This window comes from Dyella solisilvae, from assembly GCF_003351225.1.
GTDB lineage: Bacteria > Pseudomonadota > Gammaproteobacteria > Xanthomonadales > Rhodanobacteraceae > Dyella > Dyella solisilvae.
Genome location: NZ_QQSY01000002.1, coordinates 159796 through 184032, shown reverse-complemented (window position 1 = coordinate 184032; position 24237 = coordinate 159796). Strand labels below are relative to the sequence as shown.

The window sequence follows — 24237 nt, the reverse complement described above, 5'->3', positions numbered from 1 at the left end:
CAGCAGCATCGACAACATGGATCAGATCAGGGCAAACGCATCGCGCGTGAGGTTTTCCGGCGCGCCATCCGTGCACACCACGTCATCCTCGATGCGGATGCCGCCGTAAGGCCGGAACTTGTCGATCTTGTCCCAGTCGATGTCGCGGCCCGCCGGCTTGTCGCGCCACTCATCCAGCAGCATGTCGATGAAATACAGACCCGGCTCGATGGTCACCACCATGCCCGGCTCCAGCACGCGCGTCATGCGCAGGTAGGGATGGCCCGGCGGGCGGGCGATGGTCCCGCCGCGCTCGTTTTGCTGGAAGCCGGCCACATCGTGCACCTGCAGGCCGATCGGGTGGCCCAGGCCATGCGGGAAGAATGCCGAGGTGACGCCCGACTCCACCGCGCTCTCGGCGCTCATGCGGATGATGCCGTGCTCGCGCAGCACGTTGGCGAGCACGTGGTGGGCGTGGATATGCAGTTCCGGATAGCTCTGGCCGGCCCGCACCTTGGCCGCGAAGCCCTGCTGGGCGGCGTCCATGCTGTCGATCAACGCCTGGAACTCGCTGTGGCCATACGCGGCGTAGGTGCGGGTGATGTCACTGGCGTAGCCGCTGGCGCTGGCGCCGGCGTCGATCAGAAACGAGCGGCTTTGCAGCGGCGCCGTGCGATCGAAGTGGGTGTAGTGCAGCACGGCGCCATGCTGGTTGAGGCACACGATATTGGAATAGGGCAGTTCCGCTTCGGTCTGCCCGGCGGCGGCCAGGTAAGCCATCTGGATGCCGAACTCGCTGGCGCCGGCGCGGTAGGCCTGCTCGGCGGCGTGATGCGCGCGCGTGCCGATGCGGCTTGCCTCGCGCATCAGCTCCAGCTCGTACGGCGTCTTGTACGAGCGGTGCCAATGCAGGTAGTCGAGCACGGCTTGCGGATTGTTCGCCTCCGCGCCCGGCACGGGAGGGCATTCCGGGCCGATGATGGCGCGACGCGTGTTTTCGCCCGGCAAGTGGGCCACCGCATCGACGGCGTTGCGCTCGATCACGATCTCGAAGTGTTCGACCCAGTAGCCGTGAGGCGCGTCAGGCACGACATGCCAGTAGTCCTTGGGCTGCAGGAACACCAGCTTCGGCTTGTGGCCCGGCGTGTACACGATCCAGCTGCCCGGGGTGTCGGTCAGCGGCAGCCAGTGGCGGAAATGCGGGTTGGCGACGAACGGGTAGTCCTGGTCGTCAAGGAACTTGCGCAGCGGCGTGCTGGCGGCGATCACCAGATGGTCGAACCCGCCGAGGGCGAGCGCCTTGTCCGCACGTTCGCGCAGCGTGGCCAGGTGCTGGGAATACAGCGGGGCGAGACGATCGTGCATGACTACTCCGGAAGCATCGACGGGCGGGGAAGCCCCACATGATCGCGCGACCTCGCCGCGGCTGCCAGTCGCGCGGTCGTCATGCAGGAGGTCGCCCTGTGCGCGAACCTGCCGCGCGGCGGTTCCGGCGTACGGCGTTTGCGAGGGCCGGGTTGCGCACGGGGCGTTCCGGCGCGGCGGCTGCGGTCAGGACTGCCCGGGCTGCTCCAGCCAGGCATCGAGCAGGGCCGCGTCGGCGTCGTCGATGGCCACGATGCGGTAGCCGGCCCAGATCTGTCCGGGGCTGGCCGCCAGTTCGTGCCACTGCTCCTGGATACCCACCTCGATGGTCTGCGCCGAGCTGCCCAGGCCGGGCAGCGACACGCTGACCTGGTAGACCGCTTCGCTGCGCGGCGGATGGGCGCTGATCAGCAGCATGCCGTTGGCCGACAGGTTGCCCAGGTGGCCGATGGGTTGGCCGCTGATCACGTCGGTGACCACTGCCGTGAAGTTGGCGCGCTTGCGCAGGGCGCGCCGCTGGTCGATGGAGGCAACGTTGTCGCTCACGTCGGCGAGACTCCGGGGCGTGCGGTCGTGGACGCCGGCCGGGTTACCTGGCGCAGGTGACTGGTCAGCGCATGCCAGGCACGGTCGAGCAGGCTGTCGCGCATCGGCGGCATTTCCCGCACGCGGCCACAGGCCATCTCATGCGCCAGCTGCGGCAGGGTCATTTCCTCGCCGCGCAGGCCGCGGCGCGTCACGAACAGGCTGTTGCCCGACACCGGCGAATACCACGCCAGTTTGCGCTGGGTGACGCGACCGCTGGTGGGGTCGATGAATTCGAACCAGGTGCCGAACGGCAGTTGCCGCAGGCGCTGATGGATGCGCCGCTCCGGCGACTCCGGCGCGGGTGGCGGCGTCTCCACAACGGGGGCCGGCGCCTCGGTGGCGACGTGTTCGCCCAGGCGCTGGTGCTGCTTGAGCTTGAGCGCCAGTTCGGTGGTGGTGCTGGCTTCCTGCGCGACCGGCGTGGCGGCGGGAATACCCAGCAGACGCTGGGCCACCTGCACGGATTCCTCGGCATGCATGCCGATCTGCTGCAGGCCCGCTTCCACCTCGGCCTGCAACAGGTTGCGGTCGGTAATGGGCTGCTGGCCGAGCAACTGGTCGGTCATGCGCAGGCGCAGTGCGAAGGCCTCGCTGTCCTCGCCATGGCGCAACAGGGTCAGCGCCAGCACGTCGGACCAGGCGCGCTCGAGCAGGGTGCGCAGCAGGCCGCGCGGATTGCAGCGCTCAAAGCGCTCGGCGATCAGCTCGGCGGCGCGGTGGCGGGCCTGTTCGAGCCGCTCGCGGCCCTGCATGGCCTCCACCTGGCGACGCTCGGCGATCTGCGCCTTGCGGTTAAGCAGACCCAGGTGGTGTTCGATATCGGCCAAAAGGCTGGTGTACAGGCCGGTGCTGGGTGGCTCTCGCCGGGCGCGGTCCACCAGCTGGTTGAGCTTGGCCGACAGCGAGCGGTCGGCTTCGCCGTCAGGACCATCGAGCCAGTCATTGGCGGCCTCGGTGACGACGCCCAGCAGCTTGCGCGCCGGGTGTTCGCGCTGGTTGAAAAAGCCCTCGTCGGTCACCGCCATGCGCAGCAATGGCAACTGCAGTTCGCCCAGCAGGGAGTGGGCGTTGCCCTTGCGCTGCAACTGGTGGCCCAGCTGTTCGAACAGCATGGCGACCAGCTCCACGGTGTCGCCCTGTTCGTCTGTCAGGTGCGTCTGCGCGGCTCCGGCCGGCTTGCCGGTATTGAGCTGGCTGATGAGTTCCTCGCGCAGGGCATGCGCGCTCCGAAGTTCACGCTGGGCCTGGTCGGCCACGTCCGTCACGTGCAGCTGGAGGGCGTCGAGGGCGAGCTGCAGTTCTTCGGGCGTGGCCCCGCGTCCCGCCGGCTGGTAATTGAGTGCGCCCTGGCCGGCCCGGTGTTGCGCGAGCATTTCGCGCAAGCTGTCGAGTACGGCGATGTTGTCGCTGCGGCCTGCCTGCGGCTGAGGAGTAGCGGCCGGCTGTGCGTTCTGTGCCTGCGCGGCGCGCGTGAAGCTGGCGGGCGGGTTGTCACCACCAGCGCCGCGCGGCTGGCGCTCGACCTGGGTGCGCGGCGGCGTGGGGAATGCACGCAGCTGGGGCAGGATACCGTCGCTGCGCAGATGTTCGTTGACGGTTTCGTACAGCGAGGCCAGCGTGTGCACCACGTTGATGTCGAAGCTCAGCAGCATCAGCTGGCGGTGCTCCACCGGCAGGTCCAGCCCGTTGCCCGCGTCGCGGAAGGCGACGGCAAGCGCTTGCGGCCCGAGCGGCAGGGCCTCCCCTTCGAGGGGCGGTTGTCCGACCAGCACGGCAAAGCGGTAGCCGAGCTCGAACAAGGCCGTGCCATGTCGCGCCTCGCCACGGGCCACCAGCTTGTCGAGCGCTATGGTCTGTTCGTGTTCGGTCTGGTCGAGCAGTTCGAGCGGTCGACGCGCCGCCTCGGATTGCTCCTCGGAACCGGGGGTCCAGCCGAGCCGGCTGAAGTTCAGCTGCGTGCCGTCCATGAAACGCCGTTCCAGCGTGCCTTGCTGCTGCTGCAGCAGCTGGCGACTGAACAGGCACTGCTGTTGTTCCATGTGATTGCGCGAGCGTTCGGCCAGGGAGTACAGGCGCTGCTCAATATCGATCAGGCACTGGCGCAGCGGCGCTTCCAGCCAGCTGCTGCAAAGTGCGTGCGTTTCTTCGATCAGTCGACGGGCGCGCGGAGACCAGCCCGCATGGTCGGGGCGACTGCCCCGATCGGATGCAAACGGCTGACGTCGACCCTGCTGTTCGACATCCATGACAGACCTTGTGATGTTCCCCCCGGAATGGACCCAGTGTAGGGCCTCTTCCCCTGGCGCCGCCATCGGCTGTATGGGGGAGGTCGGCGGGAGAGCCCGTCGGGATGGGCGGAACGTGATGGGCCGCAAGGAACGGGGCCCCTGTCGGGGCGGAACCGGACCCCGGAATCCCCGCGAACGGACGGCTAAAAGTCCGTGGGAACCACCACGGGTCGCCTCGCCGCGGCATCACCCGGGCCACAAGACTGGGTTGGCCGAGGGATGATCTGCACCCTGTTGGATGGCAGATTGGTGTGCAGTCGCGCGCGCATGCCGGGCGTGATGTAGAGCTTGCCGTCATGGCCCAGTAACAAAGCGCAGTTCATCTGCATGTGGTCGGCCATGCGCTGGAACCCGCTGGGGCCGGCCACCATCAGTGCGGTCGCGGCAATGTCGGCGAAGACCGGGTCGTCACTGAGCACGCTGGTGGCGGCGCTCGCCCGCTGCGGCCAGCCCGTGCGGGTGTCGACGATGTGCCCCAGGTCGGCCGACGAGGCGCGATGGCGCTGGTAGTCCCCTGACGAAGCCAGCGACTCGCCGCCAGCCAGGTCGATGCTGCCGAGCACGCCGGCCGGGGCGCTGACGCCGACGCGCCAGGGCTGGGCATCGGCGGGTCCGACGGCCATGACGAAACCACCCAGATAGATCAGGGCGCGGTGGATGCCGTGCCGGGCGAGCAGTTGCTCGACCTGGGCCGAGGCGTAGCCTTCGGACAGTCCGTTGATGTCGATCGATACAGCAGGGTTGGTCGCGCTGACGGTACCGTCAGCCGCGATATGGACATCGTCCATGCCAGGCTTTTCGCTGAGCAGTTGCTTGACCTCGCCGTCGGTGGGGGCGGCGGTCTGCACGGGATAGCGACTGGTGTGGAAGCCCCATGCCCCGATCAGGCGCCCGGCGGCGGAATTGAACAGGCCTTCGGTCTGCGCATAACCGACCTGCGCGCGACGGATCAGGTCGGCGACATCCTCCGGCACGCGATAGGGCTGTCCGCGGGCAAGGGCATCGTTGAGCCGGGTGATCTCACTGGGCTCCCAGGGGTGCCAGGTGTGGTGGTCGTGGATGAACAGGCGGCCGATGTCCTGAAACGCCGCATCGGCATCGTCGCTGCTGGAGGTCAGGAGCTGGATGCGCGCTCGCGTGCCGAACACCAGGAACTCGCCCTGGACGGGCTGCAGCGGGCGCAGCCAGAGAAACATACCGGTGAGTAGGGCGACGCTCGCAAGCATCACGCCCGCGCGGGTCGCCGTCGTGAGCCGGCTGGGTTGCATGGGGTCTCCGGGAAGCAGCGAACTCATCCGCCGCCATGTCGAAGGAAGGGGGCGTCGTCGTGGCGACGCCCCCGGGGGCAGTACGAACTCAGGCTTCCACGATGAGCCGCGAACGCATTTCCAGGTGGAGGGCATGGCAGAAGTGCGTGCAGTAGCACCAGAACACGCCCGGCTTGTCCGCCACGAAAGTGACCGACTTGGTTTCCTGCGGGTTGATACAGAAGTTGATGTTGTACTTGGGGATGCCGAAGCCGTGGGTCAGGTCTTCGACCTTGTCGTGGTTGGTCACGGTGATGGTGACGATATCGCCCTTCTTCACCGTGAACTCGCGCATCGAATACGCCGGCGCCTGCGACATCAGCCTGATGTGCACATTCTTGCCGTTGCGCTCGATCGTGCTCTCCTCCTTGCTCTTGACCGCATTGGGGAACTCGTTGAGGTCATAGATCTGGCGGGTCTTGATGATGTCCGCGCGCACGATGATCGCGTCATGCGGCTCGGGGGCGGCCGAGTGATCGTGGATCAGCTTCATCTGCTCGCCGGTGATGTCGATGAGCTGCTCGGTCTCCACGTGCAGCGGGCCCACCGGGAGGAAACGGTCCTTGGAGAACTTGTTGCCGGAGTTGAAGAACTTGCCGTCCGGTTCCTTGGTCTCGCCCATCGAGGTGTAGCCGTGACCCGGCTGGTAGTGCACGTCGATGGTGTGGATGATCACATTGGACTGCGTGTTGCCCTTGAACTGCGCAATCGCCGCGTCGACGTTCCACTTGACGATCTTGCTGTCCAGGAAGAGCGTTGTATAGGCATTGCCACGTCCGTCGAAAGCCGTGTGCAAGGGACCCAGGCCGACGTTCGGTTCGGCCACCACCGCGTCGCGGGGCTTCGCCAGTTCGCCGTCGAACCACTTGTGCACGAGATCGATTTCGATCACCGAGCAGGTGGGCGAGAGCTTGCCGGAGCAGACGAAGTACTTGCCATCCGGGCTGGCGTTGACGCCGTGCGGATTCTTCGGCACCGGCACGTAGCAGGTGAGCGCCGTCTTCGGATCGGCGTTGGCGTCCTTGCGGCCATCCACCACGGGCACCTTGGAGTCACCGATGGTGGTGAACTTGCCGCCCGCCACCGCATGCTCGATGCGGGCGATGTTGAAGAACACGCAGGAGTCCTGCTCGGCGGACATCATGTCCTCGTAGTGGACGCCGCCTTCCGTGTTGTACTGGTTGGACGCGGCCAGCTTGCCGTCATAGGTGGTCGCCACCAGGTCCATGTTGCCGTCGATGCGGCACTGCCAGCGCACTTCCATGCTTTCCGCATCGATGCAGCTGAACAGGCAGCCGTACTTTTCGGGCGAGTTTTCGTCGCGACCATCGTTGGGCAGGGGAATATGGAACTCGGCGCCGGCAAATACACGTGTGGTGTAGTTGATCGAGGCATCCACCGGGTCGCGCTTGTCGGGGAACAGGCCGTGGTGGCCCTGCACGTTCGGCAGATCGATGATCTTGTCCACATCGAACGTGTCGCCCTTTATGCGCGCCACGCGCGCGTTGAGCTTGTCGTTGACCCAGAAATACTTGCCGTCGTAGGTGCCGTCCTTGTACGAGCCGTGCACGTGGTGCGTGTCGCCCGTCCAGTACTTGAGCTGGCCATCCGGACGCGTGCCGATGATGGCGCGCGACTCGTTGGTGATGCCCCAGCCCGACATGGGGTCGATGTTGAACACCGGGACGCGCTTGATGGTGCGGCCGGACGGGCAGCCCAGGATGCGCACTTCACCGGAGTGGCCGCCGGACGAAATGAGGTAGTAGGTGTCCAGCTTGCCGGGCGGAACGTCGTACTCAGGGTGTTCGCCCGAGGAGCTCGCCGGCGCCGCCGCGGAAGCGGCCGTCGCTAGTTTGCCGCCCGGCTGCTGGGACGAACCGCAGGCGGTGAGGCCAAGTACTGCACCGGTACCGGCCAGGCCCGCCATGGCCGTCTTGCCAAGGAACTTCCTTCGGCTCGGATCGACTGCCGAATAGCCGTCTTTCGTTTCATTGCCGCTCATCTGCGCTTCCCTCTTTGTTCGCGTCAGTGGTGTACCGGGCGGACTGTAGGGTTCGCTACAAGCGAGGCGCTTGACTCAGATCACCTGAGAAAACGGTGATGTAAGCGCAGGTTGACGCATGGGGTGGATTGCCACATGGCTGACGCACGTCAATGTGCAGTCGAGTCTCCGCTGCTCTCATTTTCTTGTCGTCCGATGCAGCCCGCGATTGCGCGCTGACGACTTGCCTCCGCACCCAGGGAATTCAAACGATGAACGTCAGACACTTTGGTGGTCCGCTGATTGTCGCAGCGGCCATACTGCTTGCTGCCTGTGGTGGCGACAAGGCGCCGCCTGCCGGTGACGCGTCGTCGACGCCAGCCGCTGCTGTCCAGGCTCCCGCTGCGGCGCCAGCCGAGGCGCCCGTCGCCAACCCGGTGGCCGCCGAGCCTTCACCGGGCGAAAAGGTGTATCAGGGCACGTGCGTGATGTGCCACGGCAGCCCGGCCGTCGGCGCCCCGGTGCTTGGCAACAAGGACGACTGGGCCCCGCGCATCGCACAGGGCAAGGACGTGCTCTACAAGCACGCGCTGGAGGGTTTCAGCGGCCAGAAGGGCGCCATGCCGGCCCATGGTGGCAACCCAAGCCTTGATGACGACAAGGTAAAGGCTGCGGTCGACTTCATGGTCAGCAAGGCGCAATAAGGCGGAGTGCGTCATGCGCATGGATGTTCTGCGCCATGGTCGTGGCGCCTCTTCAATGACTAGTCATCGTTTTGGATGGCTAGTCGTCTTGATGATCGGCTGCTGGCTTCTGTCTGGCAGCGGCCGTGTCTTGGCGGGCGCCTACGAGGCTGAATTGCCGGCCGCGATGTTCGCCAGTCCCGATCTCTGTCATTACGCGCCATGCAGCAGCGTGTTGCCGCAGGCCGAACGATTCTCCCTGCGCAAGGGGCAGCCCGCGTACGTGGAGGGTATCCGACAACGCAATGGGCATGACGAAGTCGTCGGTTACGTCTTTCTTTCCACCGATACCACGCCCGACATCGTTGGCTATTCGGGCAAGCCCATCGTCACCCTGATGGGCATGGACGCGCAGGGCCGCATTACCGGCGTGCGCATCCTCCGTCACAGCGAACCCATCCTGCTGGCGGGCATCCCGGAGGAAAAGCTCACGGGTTATGTCGCCCAGTACACGGGCAAGCCAGCCGGCGCCCATTTCGAACTCGGTCGCGCCGATGGCGCCAATGTGCCGATGGACGCCATCAGTGGCGCCACCGTCACCGTGTTGGCCGAGAACCAGATGGTCGGACGAGGCAGCTATGCGGTGGCGCGCCAGGTCGGGTTGATCCATGCCGTGGAACGCCCCCAGGCCCGGTTCACTGCCGCCGCTGCCCCGTCCGACTGGGCGGGACTGGTGGCCGAGGGCAGCATTGGCCATTTGAAGGTGATGCCCGAGCAGGTCGGTGAGCCCCGTTCCGGGCAACCATTCATCGACCTGTGGTTCGGTTATCTCAACGAGCCGTCGTTGGGCAAGACGGTGCTTGGCGCGGCGGGCTACCAGCGCCTGATGTCGGACCTCAAGCCCGGCGAGCACGCCATCTTCATCATCAACAACGGCAGCAGTTCGTTCAAAGGTTCGGCGTTTGTGCGCGGCGGTGTGTACGACCGCATCCAGGTCACCCAGGATGCCGATACCTACCAGTTCGGTGACGGCGACTACCGCAACCTCTATCACCTGGATATTCCCGGTGTGCCGTCCTACGGCGAATCGGGCATCTTCATCCTGCGCGACAAGTCGTTCTCCGCGGCCTATCCGTGGCGGCTGGCGTTTCTGTCCAAGCACGCCGGCGACCACGGCAGCGCGGATTTCGCCAACTTCAACGCCGAGTACTGGCTGCCGGCGCACTACCTGGACGGCGGTCGCCCCACCGTGGAGAAGCCGGCGCCTGCGTGGGTGAAACTTTGGAAGGACAAGGCCTTCACTATCGCCGGATTCGTCACCCTTCTGCTGTCCGTGGGCGTGTACTACGCCTTCCACCGGCGCTGGGCGGCGCGCTCTCGGCGGCAGGACAAGCGCTGGATCCTGTGGCCGCACATGGCCTCCTGGGTGGTGGCGCTGGTGTTCGTCGGCGCGATGGAGCTGGCGCAGCCGTCGATCGTGCAGGTGCTGACGCTGATCCATGCGCCGTTCGACGGCTGGCGCTGGGACCTCTTCCTTAGCGACCCGCTGATCTTCCTGTTCTGGATCTTCATCGCCATCACCATCGTGTTGTGGGGGCGTGGTGTGTTCTGCGGCTGGCTCTGCCCCTACGGTTCGATGAGCGAGCTCTTGTTCCGCGCGGGGCGTCGCCTTGGCCTGGGGCGGTGGCAGTTCGCCTTGCCGTCGCGCTGGCACCACCGCCTGCGCTGGTTGAAGTACGTTGTGCTGCTGGTGCTGGTGGCGGCCTCGTTCCATTCGATGGCGCTGGCCGAGCGGATGGCGGAGGTCGAGCCGTTCAAGACCACCTTCATGGTCCACGTGTGGCATCGCAGCTGGCCGTTCGTGCTGTTCTGGTCGGCGCTGGTGGCGTTCTCGATGTTCGTCGAGCGCCCGTTCTGCAAATACCTGTGCCCGCTGGGCGCGGCCATGGCCATACCGTCGCGGTTCCGCTTTTTCGGCCTTCGCCGCAAGGCCGAGTGCACCACCTGCAAGGCGTGTGCGGTGCAGTGCAGTTCGCAGGCCATCGACGCGCAGGGCCGCATCGATCCGACCGAATGCATGCAATGCCTCGATTGCATGGTGCTGTATCACGACGATCATGCCTGTCCGCCGCTCAGCGCCGAGCGCAAGCGGCGCGCCAGGGCGGGCCAGCCGCTGACTCCGATCGGCCGTGATGGTCACTTCATCCCGATCAAGCTGGTGGACTGATGCGGCTTCCGGCGCTCCTTCTGCTCGGCCTGGTCACCCTTCCCGCATGGGCGGCGACGCTCCATGTGCGCCCGGGCGAGCGGATCGGCGCGGCGATCGCCCAGGCCGCCTCGGGCGACACCATCGAGGTGGAGCGCGGGCAGTACGTTGAGAACCTGCGCATCGACAAGCCGCTGGCGCTGGTCGGTGTGGGGCGGCCCACCATCAGCGGCGACGGGAAGGGCGATGTCATACGGATCGCATCGCCGGACGTGCGCGTCGAAGGCGTGATCGTTCGCGACAGCGGCGACGACCTCGGCGCCCAGAACGCGGGCATCTACATCCAGCCTGGCTCCGATCGCGCGGTTGTGCGGCATTGTGATTTCGCGCACGTGCTGTTCGGACTGTGGATCGAAAAAAGCAATCAGGTGGCGGTGGAGGATAACCTCATCACCGGCATGCGCGAGAAGCTCTCGTCACAGCGCGGCAATGCCATCCAGCTCTACAACACCGAAGGCGCATCGATCGCGCGCAACCACATCAGCTTCGCCCGCGACGGCATCTATGTGGATGTGTCGCATCACGCGCGCTTCATCGGCAACCGCATCCACGACGTGCGCTATGGCACGCATTACATGAACTCCTACCACAACGTGTGGGAGGGCAATGAGAGTTTCCACAATCTCGGCGGGCTGGCGCTGATGGAAGTGCGGGATCTCGAGGTGCGCAACAACGTCGCCTGGGGCAACGCCAGTCACGGCATCATGCTGCGCACGATCCAGGACTCGACCATCACCGGCAACATCTCGGCAGGCAACGGCGTGGGTTTGTTTGTCTACGATGCGGAATACCTCACCCTGCGCAACAACCTGGTGGTCGGCAACGCGGTGGGCGTGCACCTGTGGGCCGGCTCGTACAACAACGACGTCGATGGCAACGATTTCATTGGCAACGACGAGCAGGTGAGCTATGTCGCCACCCGCGACGTGCAGTGGGGCAGGCGCGAAGGCAACTACTGGAGCAATTACCTCGGTTGGGATGCGGACGCGGACGGCTACGGCGACGTGCCGTTCGAGGCGAACGAACTGACCGACCGGCTGGTCTCGCGCTACCCCTTCGTCAAGCTGCTCGACAGCAGCCCCGCCATGCAGGCGTTGGGGCTTGCGGCGCGGCAGTTCCCGGTGCTGCGCGTGGCCACCATCCTCGATGCGCATCCGGCGATGCGCCCCCATCATGCCGACTGGAGCACATGGCTTGAACGCAGCGGTCGTTGAAATCAATGGCGTGGTGAAACGCTATGGCGCGACGCCAGTGGTTCGTGGCGTCAGCTTTTCCTGTGGAGAAGGCGAGGTGATCGGGCTGGCCGGACACAACGGCGCCGGCAAGAGCACCTTGTTCAAGATGATGCTGGGCATCATCGCCGCCGACGAGGGTGACATCCTCCTGTTCGGCGAGCCCGTGCGCGGGCGGCGGTTTCGCGAGGTTCGTCGCGCCATCGGCTATCTGCCGGAACACGTGGCGCTGTACGACAACCTCTCCGGACTGGAAACCCTGCGCTTCTTCGCACGCCTGAAGTCCGCCGATCCTTCGCGTTGCAAGAGCCTGCTCGAGCGCGTGGGTCTTGGATCGGCGATTCATCGCGCGGTTCGCGAATACTCCAAGGGCATGCGCCAGCGCCTGGGCTTCGCGCAGGCGCTGCTGGGTCAGCCTCGCTTGCTGATGCTGGACGAGCCGACCAACGGCCTGGACCCCGAGGCCATCCATGCGTTCTACGACGTGCTGGACCAGCTGAGGCAGGACGGCGCCACCATCATCCTCAGCTCGCATCTGCTGGCGGAAATCCAGTCGCGCGTGGATCGGCTGGTGATCATGGCCAGCGGCCAGCTGGTGGCTCAGGGTACGGTGGCCGCACTCGCGGCGGCTACGGGCCTGCCCGCGCGGCTGGTGGTGACGCCTCGAGATGGCGCTCGCGACCGCGTGCGCGGGGCGCTGCTGGCCGCGGGGTTTGTCCCGCAGGATCTGGCCGATGGCGAGGTGCAGGTGGCCGTGGCCACACCGCAACGCATGGCGCTGCTGGGCGTGCTGGCGGATCTTTCCGATGCATTGACGGCGTACGCGATCGCCGAACCCACGCTCGAGGATGTCTTCCTGCGCCACCAGCGGGGCGTCACCTGGGTGGAGCGTGCGGCATGAGTCGGCGACCGATGTCCTGCTGGCAATGGCGGCTGGTGGCGGCGATCGCCGCCAAGGAATGGCGCGACCGGTTGCGTAACCGCTGGGTGCTGGCGGTGGCGGTGGTATTCGCCGTGTTTGCGTTGCTGATCGCGTACTTTGGTGGGGCGCAGTCAGGCGTGGTGGGGCTGCGCAGCGCAGCCGCGACCGTGGCGAGCCTGACAAGCCTGGCCATCTATCTGGTTCCGCTGATCGCCTTGCTGCTCGGCTTCGATGCCATCGTTGGTGAGCGCGAGCGTGGCGTGCTCGACCTGCTCCTGTCGCAGCCGATCACCCGGGCGGAATTGTTGGTGGGCAAATACCTCGGCCTGGCGGCGGCGCTGTCGATGGCCACGCTGGTCGGCTTCGGGGTGGCGCTGGTCCCGCTGGCCACCGCGATGGACGGTGAATCGCTGGCGATCTACCTGCGTTTTGTGGGCAGCGCCCTGCTGCTCGGACTGGCCTTCCTGAGCCTTGCCGTGCTGGTGTCGACGCTGGCGCGCGACCGCACCCGGGCCACCGGCGCCGCGATCGCGTTGTGGTTCGGTTTCGTGCTGGTGTTCGACCTGTCGTTGCTTGGCGCGTTGGTGGCGACGGCGGGCAGTCACGCCTCCGACTGGGCGCCCTATGCGCTGTTGCTCAATCCCGCCGATGTGTTTCGCGTCATCAACGTGTTCGGCGCCGACGTGCTGCGCAGCTCGTTCGGCCTGGGCACCCTGATGGCGCAGGGTTGGAATGCGCCCGCCACGCTCTACAGCGTCCTGGTCACATGGATCGTCGCGCCGCTGGGCGTGGCGCTTTGGAGGTTTCGATGAGTTCGATACGACGGTGGATGCCCGGGTTGTTCGTGCTGCTTGCTGCGTGCGCGCAGCAGGCCGCGACGCAGGCGCCAGTGGACCCTCGCGCCGATGCGCATTGCGAGCTCGACGGCATGACGCTGGCGGACTACCCGGGTCCCAAGGGGCAGATCCGCTACGAGGACGGCAAGACGGTTTACTTCTGCGACACGCTGGAATTGCTCTCGATGCTGCTTCATCCCGAGCAGGTGCGTGCGGTGGCGGGCGCCTATACCCAGGATATGGCCCACGCCGATTGGGACCACCCGCAGGGGCACTGGATCGAAGCGACCAAGGCCTACTACGTGCGCGGCGCGCATCGGAGCGGAAGCATGGGGCCGACTCTGGCGAGTTTCGCCGGGCAGGCGGACGCACAGGTGTTCGCGAAGCAGTTTGGGGGAGAAGTGCTGACCTACAAGCAAATCACGCCGGAGATGGTGCGCCTCGACGGCGCCGCCGGCGGCGACATGGGCATGTGACGGAGAATTCATGAAAAACTTTTTTGATACGGTGCCGCCGCGGACCGCTACCGCGATTGCCGATGTGTCCCGCCGCATGTACGACCTGCGGGAACTGCGCAAGCGCCTGCTGGACGATGCAGGCTGCGTAGAAGCCGATGACTTGCTGGCCGCGGTGCGCGAGGGGTATCTCCCCGAACATCCCGGCTACGACGCCTGGCTGGCGGTACGACTGATCGGTGACCGCGAAATCGCACTGCATGACACCCTGGAGTGGCGCTGCCTGGTCGCCAACGGCGGCAAGAGCTTGCCACCGCCGCGCTCCGGACTTGCGGCGCTGGCGCACGCGATCCGGCCATCCTTGCCGAAGCCATTCGTGGGCGGCATGCGGCTGCACCACGACGGCATCGCCTTTCGTGGTGAAACTGGCATCGATGTGCTGGCGCGGGTGCTGGCCAGCGGTGACTTCTCGATCGAATGGCGCTGGTCCGGCGAGGCGTGGCGCTTTGACAACGCGCCCGTGGCGCATCCGGACGTCGACAGCGCGGCGCACGTGCACCTGCCAGACGGTACGGTGGTCGCGAGTCCGATCGCATTCCCGGAGAACGGAGATGCGGCAGCCATCGTCCTTGCTTTCCTCGAGGCGCTGGCAAAGATGCCGACGCTTGGGTTGGCATGAGCTCGTTGCGAGGCGGCGATTGCGGCCTGCTCAGTCCAGGAAGGCTGAGATCACGTCGTTGAGGAAGCGCTGGCCGAGCGCCGTGGTCTGCAGTCGCGCGGCGTCATCGACCAGCCAGCCGCGCTGACGCGCCGCCTCGAGCGCGGGCGCGATCCGTTCGATGGGCAGCCCCGTGCGCTCGGCGAAATCGGCCAGCGGCACGCCGTCAATCAGGCGCAAGGCGTTGAGCATGTATTCGAACGGCAGTTCATCGACCGCCACCGGGCCGTCGCCGCCGATGCGTGCTGCATCGCCGGCGGCAGCCAGGTAGGCCTTGGGAAGCCGCGTCTTCCAGCGGCGATGGACAGCGCCGTTTTCCGCCACGGTCAGCTTGCCGTGGGCGCCGGCGCCAATGCCGAGGTAATCGCCGAAGCGCCAGTAGTTGAGGTTGTGCACGCAGCGGCGGTCCGCCTGGGCATAGGCGGAAATCTCGTATTGGCCGTAGCCGGCCTCGGCGAGCTGCTGCTCGCAGGCCTCCTGCATCGCCCATGCGTGGTCGTCATCGGGCAAGGGCGGTGGGTTCGCGGCGAACGCGGTGTTGGGCTCGAGCGTCAGCTGGTAATGCGAGACGTGTGTCGGTTGCAGCGCGATCGCGCGCGCCACGTCGGACTGTGCTCCGGCAAGCGTTTGCTGGGGCAGCGCGTACATCAGGTCGAGGTTGATGTTGGCGTAGCCTGCGTCCTGCGCAGATTTCACCGCTGCCTCGGCTTCCTTGGCCGAATGGATGCGGCCGAGACGCCGCAGCTTGTCGTCGTCGAAGCTCTGGATGCCGAAGGACAGGCGATTCACGCCTGCAGCCAGATAGCCATCGAATCGACCATGTTCGACCGTGCCGGGATTGGTCTCCAGCGTGATTTCGGCGCCTTCGATCAGCGGCAGCCGCTCGCGCACGCCGTCAAGGAAGCGGTCGATCAGCTCGGGTGCGAACAGGCTGGGGGTGCCGCCGCCGAAGAAAATGCTGTGTACCGCGCGAGCGTGCACGGCTGCGCCGAAGTCGCGCAGATCGGCGTCGAGGTCCGCCAGCAGGACGTCGACGTAGTCGGCGTACGGCGGCGGCGCGCCCTTCACGCCGTGCGAATTGAAGTCGCAGTACGGGCACTTCTTCACGCACCACGGCATGTGGACGTACAGCGACAACGGTGGCGCGATGAGCGGCATGGCGTCAGACGTGCGGAGCGGCCAGACGCTGGCGCAGTTCGGTAAGGGCCCGGCCGCGATGGCTGATGCGGTTCTTCAGCCCGGGCGGCAGCTCGGCGGCGCTGACGGTTTCGTCGTCCGGCAGGAACAACGGGTCGTAGCCGAAACCATGCGTGCCGCGCGTTTCGGTCAGCACGCGGCCATGCCAGCGGCCTTCGGCGATCAGCGGCGCCGGGTCGTCGGCGTGCTGCACCAGCACCAGCACGCAGATGAAGAAGGCGCCGCGCTTTTCGGCGGGCACGTCCTTCATCTCATGCAGCAGCTTGGCGTTGTTGGCGGCGTTGTCGCCGTGCTTGCCGCTGTAGCGCGCCGAGTACAAGCCGGGCGCCCCGCGCAGGTGCTCCACGCACAGGCCGGAGTCGTCCGCCAGCGCGGGCAGGCCACTGAGGCGTGCCGCATGGCGGGCCTTGAGCAGCGCGTTCTCCACGAAGGTGAGACCGGTTTCCTCGACGTCGCTCACATCGTACGCCGACTGCGGCTCCACGCTGAGCCCGCTGTCGGCGAGCAGGGCGTTGAATTCGGCCAGTTTGCCGGGGTTGCTGCTGGCCAGGACGATTCGAGACATGAATTATTCCGTGAGTAGGGCAAAGGCGCGGGCGTAATCGACGCGGCCGTGATAGCCGTCCAGGCCGCCGGGTCGCAGGGCCTGCGCCATGAAGGCGTCGCCTCCGCCATAGGTGTCGTGCAACCCAGCCAGGGAAGCGGGGGAGAATCCGAAGCGGGCGTAATAGGCCGGTTCGCCGAGCACTACCACGGCCCGCGCGTCGCTCGCGTCGCGCAGCTCGTCGAGCGAACGACGGACCAGTGCGCTGCCCACGCCGCGGTGCTGCCAGGCCGGCGTCACCGCCACAGGAGCGAGGCCGAGCGCGCGTCCGTCATTACCGTGCTCGATGCTTACCGGCGAATAAGCCACATGCGCGATGACCTCGCCGTCTGCCTCGGCCAGCACCTCGAACGCGCTGTCGCCGTCGTTGCGAAGGTGCTGCACCAGCGCGGCTTCATCGTCGCGCCCGAAGGCGGCGCGATGAACCGCCAGAATGGCGGGCAGTTCGTCCGGTCGGGGCGGGCGAATCTCGAACATCCGCGTGATCAGGGCTGCTCGAGCGCTGCGCGCTGGGCGGCCACCAGCTCGCCGATGCCCTTTTCGGCAAGGGCGAGCAGGGCGTCCATTTCGTCGCGGCGGAACGCATGGCCTTCGGCCGTACCCTGCACCTCGATGAAGCCACCGCCGTCGTTCATCACCACGTTCATGTCGGTGTCGCAGCTGGAGTCCTCGGCGTAGTCGAGGTCGAGCACCGGCATGCCTTGGTAGATGCCCACCGACACGGCCGCGACAGCGCCCACCACCGGGTTGCGGCGCAGGTTCTCGCGCTTCATCAGCAGGTTCACGGCGTCAACCAGCGCCACATAGGCGCCGGTGATGGCTGCCGTGCGGGTGCCGCCATCGGCCTGGATCACGTCGCAGTCCAGGGTGATCACGCGCTCACCGAGGGCCTGGCGGTCAACGCAGGCGCGCAGGCTGCGCCCGATCAGGCGTTGGATCTCCATGGTGCGCCCGCCCTGGCCACCGCGGGCGGCCTCGCGCTGCATGCGGGTATTCGTCGCGCGCGGCAGCATGCCGTACTCAGCGGTGACCCAGCCTTCACCCTTGCCGCGCAGCCACGGCGGCACGCGGTCTTCGATGCTGGCGGTGCAAAGCACCTTGGTGTCGCCAAAGGAGACCAGCACCGAACCTTCGGCGTGGCGGGTGTAATGGCGTTCGATGGTGACGGTGCGCAGCTGGTCGCTGGCGCGGCCACTGGGGCGGCTGGGGGAGCTCATGGGACGCGTCGGCCTTAAGGATTGGGCAAGCCAGGGCGGGAAAGTTTACCATTGCGCCCTTTCCCGAGTTTCAGCAGGCGCCCCCGATGATCCGCAGCATGACGGCCTATGCCTCCGCCGAGACGACTGGCCCCGCCGGGTCGCTCAGCTGCGAGCTTCGCACGGTCAACCATCGCTACCTGGAGCTGAGCCCGCGCCTGCCCGACGAGCTGCGCGTGTTCGAGTCGGCCCTGCGCGAACGGATCGCCGCTCGCCTGTCGCGCGGCAAGGTGGACATCACCGTGCGGCTGCGCGGCGACAACCGCGCCGAGTCCCTGCAGGTCAATGCCACCACCCTGGCCCGCCTGTCCGAGCTGGCGTTGGACCTGGAGGCGCGCTTCCCGCGCATGAACATCGAGTTCACCGAGCTGCTGCGCTTCCCGGGCGTGCTGCAGCAGGCCGAGGTGGATCCTGACGTGCTGCAGGCCGCCCTGCTCGACGTGCTCGAGCGCGCCCTAGATGCGCTGACGGCCACCCGCGAACGTGAAGGCGCGAAGCTGGCTGAGCTGCTGAAGGATCGCCTCGATGCCATCGAGCGCATCGTGGCCGACGTGCGCAGCTTCATGCCCCAGATCCGCGAGGGCCTGCGCGCCCGCCTGGAATCGCGCCTTGCCGACATCAAGCAGCCGGCCGACCCGGGCCGCCTGGAGCAGGAGCTGGTGCTGCAGATCACCCGCAGCGACGTGGACGAGGAACTGGACCGCCTCAGCACGCACATCGCCGAAACGCGCCGCGTGCTGGGCACCAAGGAGCCAGTCGGCCGCCGCCTGGATTTCCTCATGCAGGAATTCAACCGCGAGGCCAACACCCTCGGTTCCAAGGCGGTCGATGCCCGCAGCACTAACGCCGCGGTGGAGCTGAAGGTGCTGATCGAGCAGATGCGCGAACAGGTGCAGAACATCGAATGAATACCGACGCGTCCCCGCTGCAGAGCGCCGAAGGCACCCTGTTCGTGGTGGCTGCGCCCTCGGGCGCGGGCAAGTCCTCGCTCGTCAACGCGCTGCTGGAGCGCGAGCCGGCCATTTCGCTGTCGATCTCGCACACCACGCGTCCGCCGCGTCCGGGTGAGCAATATGGTCGCCACTATTACTTTGTCGAGCGCAACGAGTTCGAGCGGGAGATCGCCGAGGGCATCTTTCTCGAGCACGCCGAAGTGCACGGCAATCTCTACGGTACGTCAAGCAACACGGTGAATACGCTGCTGGAGCAGGGGCGTGATGTGTTGCTGGAGATCGACTGGCAGGGCGCGCGGCAGATCCGCAAGAGCAAGCCCGATTGCGTGAGCGTGTTCATCCTGCCGCCGTCGCGCGCCGAACTTGAGCGCCGCCTTCGTGGCCGCGGCTCGGACAGCGCCGAGGTGATCGCTCGCCGCCTGCACAATTCGCGCGAGGAGATCGCGCACGCGCACGAGTTCGACTACATCATCGTCAACGATGACTTCGATGTCGCGCTCGGTGATTTGCAGTCGATCGTGCGCGCGGTGCGCCAGCGCAGCACCTTGCCGTGGCAGCGGCATGAGGCGCTCATCGCCGAACTGCTGGCCTGATCGGACGCGCTCGCTCCACGCGGGAGCGGGGCGCGCCGGTGGTGCTGGATCAAGCCTTCAGGATCACCTTGATGGCCTTCTCCCGGGCCGCGTTGGCGAACACCTCGTAGGCTTGCATGATCTGGTCGAGCGCAAAGCGGTGCGTGACCAGTTTGGCGGGGTCGACACGCCCGGCCTGTACCGTCTGCAACAGGATCGGCGTGGTGCGGGTCGTCACCAGACCGGTCGTGAGCGTGATGTTCTTGATCCACAGGTCCTGCAGTTGCAGGTCCACGCTCTTGCCGTGCACGCCGACGTTGGCGATGTGGCCACCGGCACAGACGATGCGCTGGCAGACGTCGAAGGTCGCAGGTACGCCCACGGCCTCGATCGACACATCCACGCCGCGTCCCCCGGTCAAGGCCATGATCCTCGCGACCGCGTCTTCGCTGCCGGCGTTGACGAGGTCGGTCGCGCCGAACTGGCGGGCGGTTTCCAGGCGGGCTGGGTCCAGGTCGATCATGATCAGTCGGGCTGGCGAATAAAATTGCGCGGTCAACAGGGTGGCCATGCCCACCGGGCCGGCGCCGACGATGGCCACCGTATCGCCGGGCTTGACCTCGCCGGCCAGCACTCCGATCTCGAAACCGGTCGGGAATATGTCGCTGAGCATCACCAGCGCTTCCTCGTCGGCATCGGCGGGGACGGGGTAGAGGCTGTTGTCGGCGTGCGGAATGCGCACATATTCGGCCTGCGTGCCGTCGATCAGGTGGCCCAGGATCCAGCCGCCGTCGGCGCAGTGCGCGTACAACTGCTTCTTGCAGTTGGGGCAGCGGCCGCAGGCGGTGATGCAGGAGATCAGCACCCGGTCGCCCGGCTTGAAGTTGGTGACGCCCGCGCCCACCGCCTCAACCACCCCGGTGCCCTCATGGCCCAGCGTGCGCCCTGATTCCACTTCGGGCACGTCACCCTTGAGGATGTGCAGGTCGGTGCCGCAAATCGTGGTGTGGGTAACTCGCACGATCGCGTCGGTGGGCTGGACGAGCGTGGGCTTGGCCTTCTCCATCCAGGACTTCTGGCCGGGGCCGTGGAATACGAGTGCTTTCATGGGGAATGCTCCTTCGGATTCGTGGGTGAGCGTGCCGCACGGCAGGCGAGCCGCGCACTGGCCGTTCGAGGCTAGCGGCCCGCCGACAGCGCAAGGTGATGCAGGTCAAGCAGGATGGCCCGGTCCCGATCTCGGCGGCGTCAAGAGGGCCTGCGTGGCGGAGGCGTCAGGTGAGTGGCCATGCGGCCATGGGGCGCGAACGGGTCTCACCAGGACCTTGAACCGCCTATGAGCCCATCGCGACAAGTCGAATGGCCTTCACACTCATATTCAGCTAACGTGGCGGCTTTCCCTTGTCCCGTCCTGCCCATGACCGACTCCGTTAGCGCCAAGCCCGACGATCGCGCCCTCGTGCGCGTCCGTGGCCTGACCACGGTGCTCAATGGCAAGAAGGTGTTCGATGCGCTGGACATGGATATCCCGCGCGGCAAGATCACCGCGATCATGGGCCCCAGCGGCACCGGCAAGACCACCCTGCTCAAGCACATCACCGGGCAGATGCGCGGCCAGTCCGGCGAAGTGTGCGTCGACGGGGAGAACGTGGCCAGGCTCTCGCGCGAAAAGCTGTTCGAATTGCGCGAGCGCATCGGTTACCTGTTCCAGAACTCCGCGCTGCTGACCGACTTCGACGTGTTTGAGAACGTCGCGTTCCCGCTGCGCCAGCACACGGAACTGCCCGAGGTACTGATCCGCAACATCGTGCTGACCAAGCTGCAGGCAGTGGGCCTGCGTGGCGCCACTGGCCTGATGCCGTCGGAACTGTCGGGCGGCATGGCGCGCCGCGTCGCGCTGGCGCGGGCGATCGTGTTCGACCCGATGTTGATCCTCTACGACGAGCCGTTCGTGGGCCTGGATCCGATCGCCTTGAATCAGGTGCTGAAGCTGATCCGCACGCTCAACCAGACGCTGGGCATCACCAGCGTGCTGGTGGCGCACGAGCTGGAGGCGATCAAGCAGGTGGCCGATCACATCTATCTGATCGCCAACGGCAAGGTGGTGGCGCAGGGGGATCCCAAGACCATCGCCGACGACGGTTCGCCGTGGACGCGCCAGTTCTTCGGTGGCGAGGCGGACGGCCCGGTGCCGTTCCAGTATCCGGCCGGTGATTACGCCGCGTCGCTCGGTTTTCCAGGGAGTGGCGCATGAGCGCGTCGATGAAGGCAGGCTCTGAAAACATCGTGCTGCGCTCTCTGGAGCAGATCGGCAACTGCGGTCTGTTCCTGTTGCGCATGCTGGCGGCAGTGCCGCAGAGCATGCGCTTCTACCGCGAGACGGTGCGCCAGCTGTGGTTCGTGGGCGCGATGAGCCTGATCATCATCATGGTCTGCGGCCTGTTCGTGGGCATGGTGCTGGGCCTGCAGCTGTACGACGTGCTGTCGATCTTTGGCGGCACTTCGGCCACGGGCACGGTGGTCGCCATCGCCATCTACCGCGAGCTGGGCCCGGTCGTCACCGCTCTGCTGTTCGCTGGCCGCGCCGGCACTTCGGTCACCGCCGAGATTGGCTTGATGCGCGCCACCGACCAGATCGCCGCGATGGAAATGATGGCGGTGGACCCGATCGCCTACGTCGCAGTGCCGCGTTTCCTCGCCGGCATGATCGCCATGCCGCTGCTGAGCTGCGTGTTCTGCGCGCTGGGCATCTTCGGCGGCCACCTGGTGGGCGTCACCTGGCTGGGCATCGACAACGGCACGTTCTGGTCGAACATGACCGCCACCGTCGAGGTGGTCAAGGACGTGATCAACGGGGTGGTGTGGAAGAGCCTCGTGTTCGGCATCGTCGTGTCGCTGATCGCCGTATTCCAGGGCTACACCACGCCGCCCACCAGCGAGGGCGTCGCTTACGCGACCACCCGCACGGTGGTCGCTTCCTCCATCGCCATCCTGGCGCTCGATTTCGTGCTCACCGCCTTCCTGATGTGAGCACCGCCATGACCATGACCACCATTCAAACCTTGAGGATCGTGCCGTGAGCCAGAGACCGTCCTATGCCGTCGGCACCGGCCTGTTCATCGTGCTCGGCTTTGCCGCGCTGGGCTATCTCGCCACCCAGACCACCTCGGTGGTCAATCAGAGCCGCGGCCCCAGCTACATCGTCGAGGCGCACTTCGCCAACATCGGCCAGCTCAAGGAGCGCGCGCCGGTGAAAGTTGCTGGTGTGCGCATTGGCCAGGTGCAGTCGATCGTGCTCGATCCCACCCGGGAAACGGCTGACGTGAAGCTGGCGATCGATCAGCGTTACGACAAGATCCCCGACAACTCGGTGGCCACGATCTTCACCAGCGGCCTGTTGGGCGACCAGTACATTGGTGTCCAGTACGGCAACTCCAAGAAGACCCTGGCCGATGGCGGCACGATCGCGCTGACGCGACCGGCGCAGCAACTGGAGGAGATGCTGGGCAAGTTCTTTGGCGCCGGTGGTGTCGCCGACAACCTGTCCGGCAGCTATCGCGTCAGGGCGCGATTCACCAACATCGGCGCGCTCTCGGTGGGCGCCCCGGTGAAGATGGCCGGTGTGGCCATCGGCAGCGTGCAGTCGGTGCAGGCCGATCCGGTGAAGCTCGACGCCGAGGTCACCCTGTCCATCGACAAGCGGTATAGCCAAATTCCCGATGACTCGGCCGCCGCCGTGTTCACCAGTGGTTTGATCGGCACGCAGTACGTTGCCATTCAGCCGGGCGGTTCGCCGGACATGCTGAAGGACGGCGATGAGATGGTGCTGACCCAGTCGGCGCTGCAGATCGAGGATCTGATCGGCAAATTCCTGGTCAGCGGCTCGTCCGCCGACAAGAAGGGCGCCGAGCCCGACAACGCCGGCAAGCATTGAAGCCGGCCGCCACGTACCGATATTCCTTAGAGTTACTGTTCAGGAGTTACCCATGTTGCGCAGTCTGGCCATTGCCACCGCCCTTGCCTTTGGCAGCGTGATCGCCGCCCCCGTGTTTGCACAGGCTGCCGCGCAGTCCGCCGCCGCCCAGCAGACGCCGACGCAGGTGGTGCAGGAAATCTCCGATCAGCTGGCCAAGGCGATCGAGGGTCACCAGCAAGAGCTGAAGAACAATCACGACAAGCTGATCGGCGTGATCGACAGCGTGTTCCTGCCGCACTTTGACATCGACTATGCGTCGATCCTGGTGCTCGGCCAGCATGCTCGCGAGGCCACCCCCGAGCAGCGCTCGCGCTTCGCCAAGGCGTTCTACAACTCCATTACCCACCGCTACGCCGAGGGTCTGCTCGACTACACGCGTGGTCGCGTGAAGGTGCTGCCGGACAGCAGCGGTGGCGACCTCAACGAGAAGCGCACCATCGTGCGCAGCCAGGTGACGCTGGATGACGGCAAGACCGTGGCCGTCGACTATGCCTTCCGCAAGGACCGTGACGGCACCTGGAAGGCCTACGACGTGATCATCGAAGGCATCTCGTACATCACCAACTACCGCAACCAGGTGGACGCCGAAATCCGCAAGGGCGGTATCGACCAGCTCATCACGAACCTGGAAACCCAGGGCTCGAAGGCGCTGGAGACGATGGAAAAAGACGGCAAGACGGCGACCAACTGATGACTGCCGTCAGCCTGCCGCCACGGATCGACGAAGGCGCGCCGGGCAGTGTGCGCGTCAGTGGTGAACTGACCTTCGGCAATGCCGCCATCGCGCTCGAGGCCATCAATGCGGCCGTGGCGCGCGATGGCCGCAGCACGCTGGACTTGTCCGGCGTCACGCGCAGCGACAGCGCCGGCCTGGCTTGCGTGCTGGCCGTGCTGGCGCAGGCGGCAGAGCGCGGGCGCGCGCTGCGTGTGAGCCACGTGCCTGCGGGCATGCAGCTGCTGGCCAGCGTGTGCGAAGTGGACGCCCTGATGAGTTGAGCGTCACTACGACAGACGATGGACAACAAAAAGGGGCCGAGAGGCCCCTTTTTGTTACCCGAC

The 24237-nt window shown here is 66.2% G+C and carries 24 protein-coding genes; 14 read left to right on the top strand and 10 right to left on the bottom strand.

The features are described 5' to 3' along the window. Positions 1-21: 21 nt before the first annotated feature. The 5 genes from pepQ to nosZ form a co-directional block, all read right to left on the bottom strand. Complete coding sequence (pepQ, locus tag DVT68_RS08130; protein ID WP_114824588.1) at positions 22-1344, bottom strand: Xaa-Pro dipeptidase; 1323 nt, start codon at positions 1342-1344, stop codon at positions 22-24. Between the two features lie 186 nt (positions 1345-1530). Continuing rightward, the gene (locus tag DVT68_RS08125) at positions 1531-1890 is read right to left on the bottom strand and encodes a PilZ domain-containing protein (RefSeq protein ID WP_114824587.1); all 360 of its coding nucleotides are present in this window, start codon (positions 1888-1890) and stop codon (positions 1531-1533) included. Continuing rightward, complete coding sequence (locus tag DVT68_RS08120) at positions 1887-4178, bottom strand: DUF1631 family protein (RefSeq protein ID WP_114824586.1); 2292 nt, start codon at positions 4176-4178, stop codon at positions 1887-1889. The genes DVT68_RS08125 and DVT68_RS08120 overlap by 4 nt, the downstream gene beginning before the upstream one ends. A 185-nt stretch (positions 4179-4363) precedes the next feature. Further along, positions 4364-5488, bottom strand: a complete 1125-nt coding sequence (locus tag DVT68_RS08115; protein WP_158543466.1) for an FAD:protein FMN transferase — start codon at positions 5486-5488, stop codon at positions 4364-4366. A gap of 88 nt (positions 5489-5576) precedes the next feature. Then, entirely contained in the window at positions 5577-7529 is a 1953-nt protein-coding gene (nosZ, locus tag DVT68_RS08110; RefSeq protein ID WP_114824584.1) for a TAT-dependent nitrous-oxide reductase, read from the bottom strand. Between the two features lie 251 nt (positions 7530-7780). On the opposite strand from nosZ, the gene DVT68_RS08105 reads away from it, so the two are divergent. Genes DVT68_RS08105 through DVT68_RS08075 form a run of 7 tightly spaced genes read left to right on the top strand, consistent with a single transcriptional unit; the run spans position 7781 to position 14581 of the window. Next, the gene (locus DVT68_RS08105) at positions 7781-8212 is read left to right on the top strand and encodes a c-type cytochrome (RefSeq protein WP_114824583.1); all 432 of its coding nucleotides are present in this window, start codon (positions 7781-7783) and stop codon (positions 8210-8212) included. Positions 8213-8225: 13 nt separating this feature from the next. Then, a complete protein-coding gene (locus DVT68_RS08100; protein ID WP_199536008.1) occupies positions 8226-10418 on the top strand; it encodes a 4Fe-4S binding protein in 2193 nt (730 codons plus the stop codon). Continuing rightward, entirely contained in the window at positions 10418-11671 is a 1254-nt protein-coding gene (locus tag DVT68_RS08095) for a nitrous oxide reductase family maturation protein NosD (RefSeq protein WP_114824581.1), read from the top strand. Before DVT68_RS08100 ends, DVT68_RS08095 begins: the two co-directional genes overlap by 1 nt. Further along, positions 11652-12590 (top strand): ABC transporter ATP-binding protein, encoded by a 939-nt coding sequence (locus DVT68_RS08090; protein ID WP_199536007.1) that lies wholly within the window; start codon positions 11652-11654, stop codon positions 12588-12590. The genes DVT68_RS08095 and DVT68_RS08090 overlap by 20 nt, the downstream gene beginning before the upstream one ends. Then, positions 12587-13423, top strand: a complete 837-nt coding sequence (locus DVT68_RS08085) for an ABC transporter permease subunit (RefSeq protein ID WP_199536006.1) — start codon at positions 12587-12589, stop codon at positions 13421-13423. The genes DVT68_RS08090 and DVT68_RS08085 overlap by 4 nt, the downstream gene beginning before the upstream one ends. Then, on the top strand, positions 13420-13923 hold the full coding sequence (locus tag DVT68_RS08080) for a nitrous oxide reductase accessory protein NosL (protein WP_114824578.1): 504 nt from the start codon (positions 13420-13422) through the stop codon (positions 13921-13923). Before DVT68_RS08085 ends, DVT68_RS08080 begins: the two co-directional genes overlap by 4 nt. Before the next feature lie 10 nt (positions 13924-13933). Then, a complete protein-coding gene (locus tag DVT68_RS08075) occupies positions 13934-14581 on the top strand; it encodes a hypothetical protein (protein WP_114824577.1) in 648 nt (215 codons plus the stop codon). Positions 14582-14611: 30 nt separating this feature from the next. Here DVT68_RS08075 and hemW read toward each other — a convergent pair whose 3' ends face one another. From hemW to rph, 4 genes are read right to left on the bottom strand one after another with little or no spacing between them, the layout of a single operon-like run. After that, positions 14612-15778: a radical SAM family heme chaperone HemW gene (gene hemW, locus DVT68_RS08070; RefSeq protein WP_114824576.1), complete on the bottom strand. Its 1167-nt coding sequence runs from the start codon at positions 15776-15778 to the stop codon at positions 14612-14614. Between the two features lie 4 nt (positions 15779-15782). Continuing rightward, complete coding sequence (gene rdgB / locus DVT68_RS08065) at positions 15783-16382, bottom strand: RdgB/HAM1 family non-canonical purine NTP pyrophosphatase (RefSeq protein ID WP_114824575.1); 600 nt, start codon at positions 16380-16382, stop codon at positions 15783-15785. A gap of 3 nt (positions 16383-16385) precedes the next feature. Further along, complete coding sequence (locus DVT68_RS08060) at positions 16386-16898, bottom strand: GNAT family N-acetyltransferase (RefSeq protein WP_114824574.1); 513 nt, start codon at positions 16896-16898, stop codon at positions 16386-16388. 8 nt (positions 16899-16906) lie between these two features. Continuing rightward, on the bottom strand, positions 16907-17638 hold the full coding sequence (gene rph / locus DVT68_RS08055) for a ribonuclease PH (RefSeq protein ID WP_114824573.1): 732 nt from the start codon (positions 17636-17638) through the stop codon (positions 16907-16909). An 86-nt stretch (positions 17639-17724) separates the two neighbouring features. Between rph and DVT68_RS08050 the strand changes: the two genes are divergently transcribed. Both DVT68_RS08050 and gmk read left to right on the top strand, forming a co-directional pair. Next, complete coding sequence (locus DVT68_RS08050; RefSeq protein WP_114824572.1) at positions 17725-18585, top strand: YicC/YloC family endoribonuclease; 861 nt, start codon at positions 17725-17727, stop codon at positions 18583-18585. Next, positions 18582-19223, top strand: a complete 642-nt coding sequence (gene gmk, locus DVT68_RS08045) for a guanylate kinase (RefSeq protein WP_114824571.1) — start codon at positions 18582-18584, stop codon at positions 19221-19223. The genes DVT68_RS08050 and gmk overlap by 4 nt, the downstream gene beginning before the upstream one ends. 49 nt (positions 19224-19272) lie before the next feature. On the opposite strand, the gene DVT68_RS08040 is transcribed toward gmk, so the two are convergent. After that, positions 19273-20310, bottom strand: a complete 1038-nt coding sequence (locus DVT68_RS08040; RefSeq protein ID WP_114824570.1) for a zinc-dependent alcohol dehydrogenase family protein — start codon at positions 20308-20310, stop codon at positions 19273-19275. A gap of 309 nt (positions 20311-20619) precedes the next feature. Here DVT68_RS08040 and DVT68_RS08035 point away from each other — a divergent pair, with 309 nt between their 5' ends. The 5 genes from DVT68_RS08035 to DVT68_RS08015 are packed head-to-tail and all read left to right on the top strand — an operon-like array spanning position 20620 to position 24174. Further along, the gene (locus tag DVT68_RS08035) at positions 20620-21456 is read left to right on the top strand and encodes an ABC transporter ATP-binding protein (RefSeq protein ID WP_114824569.1); all 837 of its coding nucleotides are present in this window, start codon (positions 20620-20622) and stop codon (positions 21454-21456) included. After that, positions 21453-22232, top strand: coding sequence for a lipid asymmetry maintenance ABC transporter permease subunit MlaE (gene mlaE / locus DVT68_RS08030; RefSeq protein ID WP_114824568.1), 780 nt, complete (start codon positions 21453-21455; stop codon positions 22230-22232). Before DVT68_RS08035 ends, mlaE begins: the two co-directional genes overlap by 4 nt. Before the next feature lie 46 nt (positions 22233-22278). Beyond that, positions 22279-23136 (top strand): outer membrane lipid asymmetry maintenance protein MlaD, encoded by an 858-nt coding sequence (mlaD, locus tag DVT68_RS08025; RefSeq protein WP_114824567.1) that lies wholly within the window; start codon positions 22279-22281, stop codon positions 23134-23136. A gap of 52 nt (positions 23137-23188) precedes the next feature. Continuing rightward, positions 23189-23869, top strand: a complete 681-nt coding sequence (locus DVT68_RS08020; RefSeq protein WP_114824566.1) for an MlaC/ttg2D family ABC transporter substrate-binding protein — start codon at positions 23189-23191, stop codon at positions 23867-23869. After that, positions 23869-24174 carry an STAS domain-containing protein gene (locus tag DVT68_RS08015; RefSeq protein ID WP_114824565.1) on the top strand — a complete coding sequence of 102 codons (306 nt, stop codon included), beginning with the start codon at positions 23869-23871 and terminating at the stop codon, positions 24172-24174. Before DVT68_RS08020 ends, DVT68_RS08015 begins: the two co-directional genes overlap by 1 nt. Positions 24175-24237: the final 63 nt, after the last annotated feature.